3 protein-coding genes are annotated in these 5,841 nt (G+C 62.6%); all 3 read right to left on the reverse strand.

The features are described from left to right. Positions 1-598: 598 nt before the first annotated feature. The 3 genes from IAE77_RS00540 to IAE77_RS00550 all read right to left on the reverse strand — a co-directional run bounded on the left by IAE77_RS00540 (position 599) and on the right by IAE77_RS00550 (position 5,764). A complete protein-coding gene (locus IAE77_RS00540; protein WP_294219702.1) occupies positions 599-4,297 on the reverse strand; it encodes a serine/threonine-protein kinase in 3,699 nt (1,232 codons plus the stop codon). Positions 4,298-4,627: 330 nt separating this feature from the next. Next, positions 4,628-5,509 (reverse strand): hypothetical protein, encoded by an 882-nt coding sequence (locus IAE77_RS00545; protein WP_294219703.1) that lies wholly within the window; start codon positions 5,507-5,509, stop codon positions 4,628-4,630. A 15-nt stretch (positions 5,510-5,524) separates the two neighbouring features. Then, positions 5,525-5,764 carry a UPF0175 family protein gene (locus IAE77_RS00550; protein WP_294219704.1) on the reverse strand — a complete coding sequence of 80 codons (240 nt, stop codon included), beginning with the start codon at positions 5,762-5,764 and terminating at the stop codon, positions 5,525-5,527. Positions 5,765-5,841: the final 77 nt, after the last annotated feature.

Consider the following 5,841-nt stretch of genomic DNA (forward strand, 5'->3'; position numbering starts at 1 on the left):
AATTCCGAGCTACGTGGAGTGCAGCTTCAGGCTGTGACCGTTTGCCGAGAGAGTGTGAGAAATGCAGGTCCGCATTTCCCACCCTTGTTCAGAGCAAGCATTCATTGGCAGAGGTTGGAGTGTAGCCTTCAGGCGATCCGAACGTCTCACAGCCCGCGGATCGGATAAAGCCTGGACTCCAACCTCGGAAGCGATGCACACAGGAAGTTGAAGCCACACGCGTGTGAGAAAGGCAGTGTAGGTGGTGAGAAGCGCCAACGGCGCGTGACTGCGAGTCCGTCTCACCGATGACGAGAGTCAGCCCTGCAAGGGCGGCACTCGACGCCGTGCTTCCGCAAAGATCACCCTGAGTCGAGTCCCGCCCTTGCAGGGCTTCACTCCATTCGGGAGTGCTGCCGGTTCTTGCAGACCCAGGGCTTTGCCCTGGGCTTAGGAATGCCGCGCCGTCGGCGCTGGCTTTCTGGAACAGGCTGTCAGAGACCGTTTTCACACACGGCCCAGTCCGCATGTCTCCCGCGTGCCTTACTGGCTGGCAGAAGCCAGAGGGACAAAAACCATGTTTCTGCCCTCTTGTTTCTGTCTCCGTCCGCCTGTGGCGTCACTTCGGCAGCGCAGGGACGAGTTTCTTCGACAGCTCGGCGGCGTCGCGATCTTGTGGGCGGTAGCGCAGGTATTCGCGTGCGGCGGCCGGGGAGCCCTGCGCTTTGAGGGAGCGCAGGTATTCATCGAACGGCATGTCGTCCATGGGCGAAAGCGAACGCGTTGCCGCCGGTGTGAGCAGCCATTTTGCCCAGCGCAGGGCGATTTCATCCCCCTGGGCGGCTGTTTTGGGCAAGGCGGCCACCGCAGCGTCGAATTCCTCCAATCCGAGGGTCTCCAGGCGGCCATCTGGCGTGAGATGACGTCGTGCGAGGCCCTCGGCGAACTTCAGGAACCACTCCGGCAGCACCACGCCCTTGGGCGGCATCGGCACGCTGAAGAAGGCGTGCTCCGAGACGCGGAACAGCAGCGTCTTGTCATCCTGCGACACCCGGGCGACCACGATGCCCGGCTGCTCCGTGTTCTGACGCGGCGTGTCACGCACGCCCGGCGTGAGGCAGTCCCCGGTGCGGAAGTGCCACACGCGCATTTCCCCTTCATCCGTGACGGTGACGAGCCGCTGGTCGTCCTGGCCCAGCGCCAGCACGGGCACGTAGGACTCGTGGCGCAGGCTCACGATGTTCTTCCGCGTGGCGATGTCCCACACGCGCACCTCGCGGTCACGACCGGAGGTGATCAGCAGCTTCTCATCCATCGTCAAAGTGACCGCGCCGACGGCCGGCGGGTGCCTGAGCGGCAATCCGACGGGTTTCAGCGTCTTCGCATCGTAAATGAACACGGTGCCGTCCGGATCGGCGGCCGCGTAGAGGGACTTCTGCCGGTTCGCGCCGCTGACCTCGGCCGTGCGCAGTTGATCGGGCGAGTTTTCCGGCCCTTGGACGCGGGTGATGAGATTTTTGTCGAGGACATCGACAAACCGACGGCCTGACATGCGCTCGTGGATGTTCCAGACCTGGATGATCGGCAGACCCTTCGGTGCGATCGCGAGCAGCGAGCCATCGCGGGTGATTTTGGCGTCCTGGATGGTGCGTTTCAGCCGTGCGGTGAGCAGCGCCTGCGTTTGCGAATCAAACACGCTGACCTCGCCTTCACGCGACAGACTGACCACCAGGCTGGTATCCGCGGCGGGCGTCGCCTTGATCACGTCGCCCGCATGCTGGCGGGCGGGGAACAGCAGTTTCCCGTCTTCAAGATTCCAATGGTAGGTGTAGCCGCCGCCGTCGCCGACGACGATCGACTTCCCATCCGCGCTGAAGGCCAGCGCCGTGACCGATGATGGATGCGAGAGCGGCGGCAGCACCTCGCCGTTGTTGCGGAAGCTGCCCACGTAAACGGTCCCGTTGTTCATGCCGAGGGCCACGATCTCCTGCCGGGGGTCGATGGCGACATGCAGCAGACCCTTGTCCACCTCGATGGGATCGCCCACCGGCAGGCCGTTGCGCAGGTCCCAGGTGGTCGCGGCACCGTCATCGCCTTGCGCGTTGATCGCATCACCGCCGTAAATGGAGGTGGCGAAGATGCCGTTGTGATCGGCCGCGATCTCGTTCACCACGCCTTTTTGCTTCATCACACGCGCCGGGTCCTGCGGCTGCTGCAGGTTCCAGGCCTGGATCGTGCCTTGGCCCTGCTCGTCGATCTCGCTGCCGGCGAGGAGCTTCTCCCCATTGCCGGACAAGGCGACGCAGGTCACGATGTTCGGCATGCGTGGCTGCAGGTTGCGGCGTTTGCCGTCCTTGAGCGACCACAGCTCGAGGTTGCCATCCTCGCGGCCGATGATCGCGTTCGCTCCATCGTGGGTCACCTCCAGACAAGTCACCCGCACGCCCGGTGGCATGGGATGATCCGTGCGTTCGCCGGTTTTCAGGCTCCAGGTGGAGATCGTCTCGCGTTTCTGCACCGAATCGTCCCCTCCGGCTCCTTTGAGCCGGACGGCCGACACCGCCAGCGCCACGCCTGCCTGCGGACTGATGGCCACCTTGGAGGCGCTGGCCGCGCCTTCCGGCAGATTCAGCGGCGGCGTGTCAGAGCGGATGAGGTGCGTGTTCGCCAGCAGCGACAGCAGGTTCGTGGAGGCCAGTTCGTTCGCCGGATCGGTGCGCAGCGCACGTGCCAGGTAGGCCACGGCATCGTTGCCCTGGTTCCCATCCATGCGCTGGCGGGCCATCTGCTCGTCGGAGCGGCTGTAGGACTTGCGCAGGTTCTCGCGGCCCTGCTCGGCCTCGATGCGGTTGCGCTCCGCCTTGAAATACATCGCCGTGCTGGTGATGCCGCCCGTCACCACCGCGAAGGCGATCGCCGCCGCGGCTGCGACGCCGATGCGATGACGCCGCACGAAGCGTGAGATCATGTAGCCACGGCTCGGCGGGCGGGCGACGATCGGCTCGTATTTCAAAAAGCGGGTGATGTCATCCGCCAGGTCGGACGCGCTGCCGTAGCGGCGGTTCGGATCGCGCTCCAGCGCCTTCAGCGTGATCCAGTCGAGATCGCCCTTCACGGAAGGCTCGATGGTGGACGGCTTCGGCGCGTCTTTCTCCGCCAGCTCGCGCAGCAGGATGTGGATCGGCTTCTGCGCGATGTCGGACGGCGTGATCAGCGCCCGTCCGCACAGCAGCTCGAACAGGATCGCGCCCAGCGCATACACGTCCGAGCGCGTGTCCATGTGCGCGCTGCCGTGCTCGATCTGCTCCGGGCTGATGTATCCGGGCGTGCCGACGAGCTGATCGATCCCCGTGGCGATGGTGTGGCCGGAGCCTTCGCCCTCCAGCACCTTCGCGATGCCGAAATCGATCACCTTCGGCACCGCCTTGCCCGCCTCGTCCGCCACCAGGATGTTCCCCGGCTTCAAATCGCGATGAATGATCCCCTTTTGATGCGCATGATGCACCGCCTGGCACACGGGGATGAGCAAGGCCAGCCGCTGCCGCACGTCGTAGTCGTTCTGCTTGCAGTAGGTCGTGATGGAGCGGCCCTTCACCAGCTCCATCACAAAGAAGGGCGCCCCCATCTCCGTCTCGCCCGCATCCAGCACCTTCGCGATGTTCGGGTGCTCCATGATCGCCAGCGTCTGCTTCTCGATCGCGAACCGTCCCAGGATGTCGGCCGAGGTCACCCCCGCCTTCAACAGCTTCACCGCCACCAGCCGGTGCAGTGGCTTCACCTGCTCCGCGCGATAGACCAGGCCGAAGCCGCCCTCGCCCAGCTTGTCCAGCAGGCGGTAGCGGTCGCCGATCCAGCCGTCGTTGCCCGTCAGGGATTCGATGTGCGATTTCGGCTTCGCCTTCCCCATCGATGTCATCGACGCCGCCGTCGCCGCAGGCAGCCCGCCGTGGCTGTGAACGGTGGCCGCGCCCGGCAGGGTCGGCGGCTTGCCCGTCGGAATCGCGATCGTCGCGTCCTCGGGCCCCAGCGTCATCGCCCCCGTCGGCATGCCCGCAGGATTCGCGGGGCTGCCGTGGCCCATCGTCGCCGCAGGCAGGCTGCGGCTCGGATTCGGCACCGCGATGGTCACATCCTCCGGCCCCAGCGTGATCATGCCCGTGGCGTCGGCGGGAGGGGCAGCCACCGGCGGCGGCTGGCCTTTTTTGAGATTCGGCACCGCGATGGTCACATCCTCCGGCCCCAGCGTCATCGCCCCGGTCTGGAAGGCGGGATTGTCCTTGGGATCGGCGGGGGAAGGGGGGTCCGAATCAGGTTTCACAGGGAGAAAGGGCGGTTGACCGGCACTTTTTCAGAGAACGGCCCCGGCGGCAAGCCTTGTGACGTGGAGGGCCGAGGAAAAGAACCGCCCAGTTCCGGCGCGGAAGCCATCACGCCGTCCTTGTCAATCTCCGGGACCCAGTGACGATCAAACGCCGCTGGGACCCAACAAGACGGCCTGTCGCGACGAACACCTCCGAACAGCGCCGCTCTCCGATTCCGGAGTCCCGACGGGACGGCCTGTCGCAGCCCAGGGCAACGCCCTGGGGCGACAACGCGAAGCCCTGAAAGGGCGGAAAGGGAAGGTTTTGGATTGGTTTATTTTTGCCCTTCATCCTGGCAGTATTCCGATTTTCGGACCCGTTAGTTGGGAGACCTTGTGAGACAACTCGGCTGTTTTGGCTTGTTCATCGGCCAGCTGCCGCTTCGCATCGGCAAGCGCTGTCCGTGTCGTAGCCAATTCCTTTTCCGCTTCGCTGGCCCAAATGTCGCTCATCGTTTGATTGCCCGGAGTCATCTTGCGGCCCGCTGCGTACTTGGTGCCGTTGTCATTGAGGGCATAAACGGTCGACTGATGCCTATTTTGCCCAACGCGATCAATCAGGTGATAGGTTATTTCTAAGTCCCTAAGAATCTTCAGCGCTTTAGATTGTTCAAGCTGTAGTTCTCGACAAAGATCGTTGCATGTGCAGTTCTTGAATTTGAAAAGAAAGCTGATGACCGAATAATGATCGGGGTGTCCATTCAGGACGTTGGGCATTTCTTTTGGCTTCGCTCTCGTTGGTGTTTCGCGGCGCTTCTTTCGCTCTTGCTCAAGCTGGTAATTTAGGTCTTCGATTTCCGCCACGAGCGCTGGAGATTTTTTACCGGCAGGCAGTTCTCTTTGTCTCTTTAACCATCGCTGCCGCACCAACAAGACCACCGGAACAGATATCCATATCAACAACACAGGGATTGGTATTGTTCCTGTGAAGCACCATCCTAGAGCATCCAGCAATTTATCTACTGGTTTGGCTTCTGAAAAAGAGGCGTAGTGGCTCGACTTCTGAACTTGTTCGAGTGCAAGTGGGCCAAGCAAAGTGGCACCAAGACCGCTTCCAACTGCAATCAGCGGTCCTTTGAGTGGGTGTTGCTGGGACCACTCTCGTAATTTCTCGAGGGCTCCCAATAGCTTCGGCAGCACAGATTGCTTCGGTTCTGGTGGTGGGCTCATGGGTAATCGGTCAACTCACAACAAGAACAGGGCGTGGAGGGTTTCCAAATCCTCGGCGAGCGCCTCCTCCGTGAAATAGGAGATGCGCCGGTCACACAGAGCCCTGTCGAAATCCAACCGGCTGACTCCGGCCACCTCCGCTGCGGACTGGCGGGAGAGGTGGCCTGCGGCATAGGCACCACAAGCGAGGTCAAGAAGGATGGCGGGCTCCCCCAGGGAAGCGAGACCAGGCGTGTCTGGAAGAGTGATGGTCATGGATAAGGTTTAGGCAGTGTTTTAAAACCTCAAAAGGCGAGAGAAAGAAGTTGTACTCACGGGTTGGATAACGGATG

Source organism: Prosthecobacter sp. (genome assembly GCF_014879935.1).
Classification (GTDB): Bacteria; Verrucomicrobiota; Verrucomicrobiia; order Verrucomicrobiales; family Verrucomicrobiaceae; genus Prosthecobacter.

What these genes read in the sequence shown, in the direction of transcription:
- IAE77_RS00545 (WP_294219703.1), bottom strand. Translation starts at nt 5,509, where the DNA reads ATGAGCCCACCACCAGAACCGAAGCAATCTGTGCTGCCGAAGCTATTG.
- IAE77_RS00550 (WP_294219704.1), bottom strand. Translation starts at nt 5,764, where the DNA reads ATGACCATCACTCTTCCAGACACGCCTGGTCTCGCTTCCCTGGGGGAG.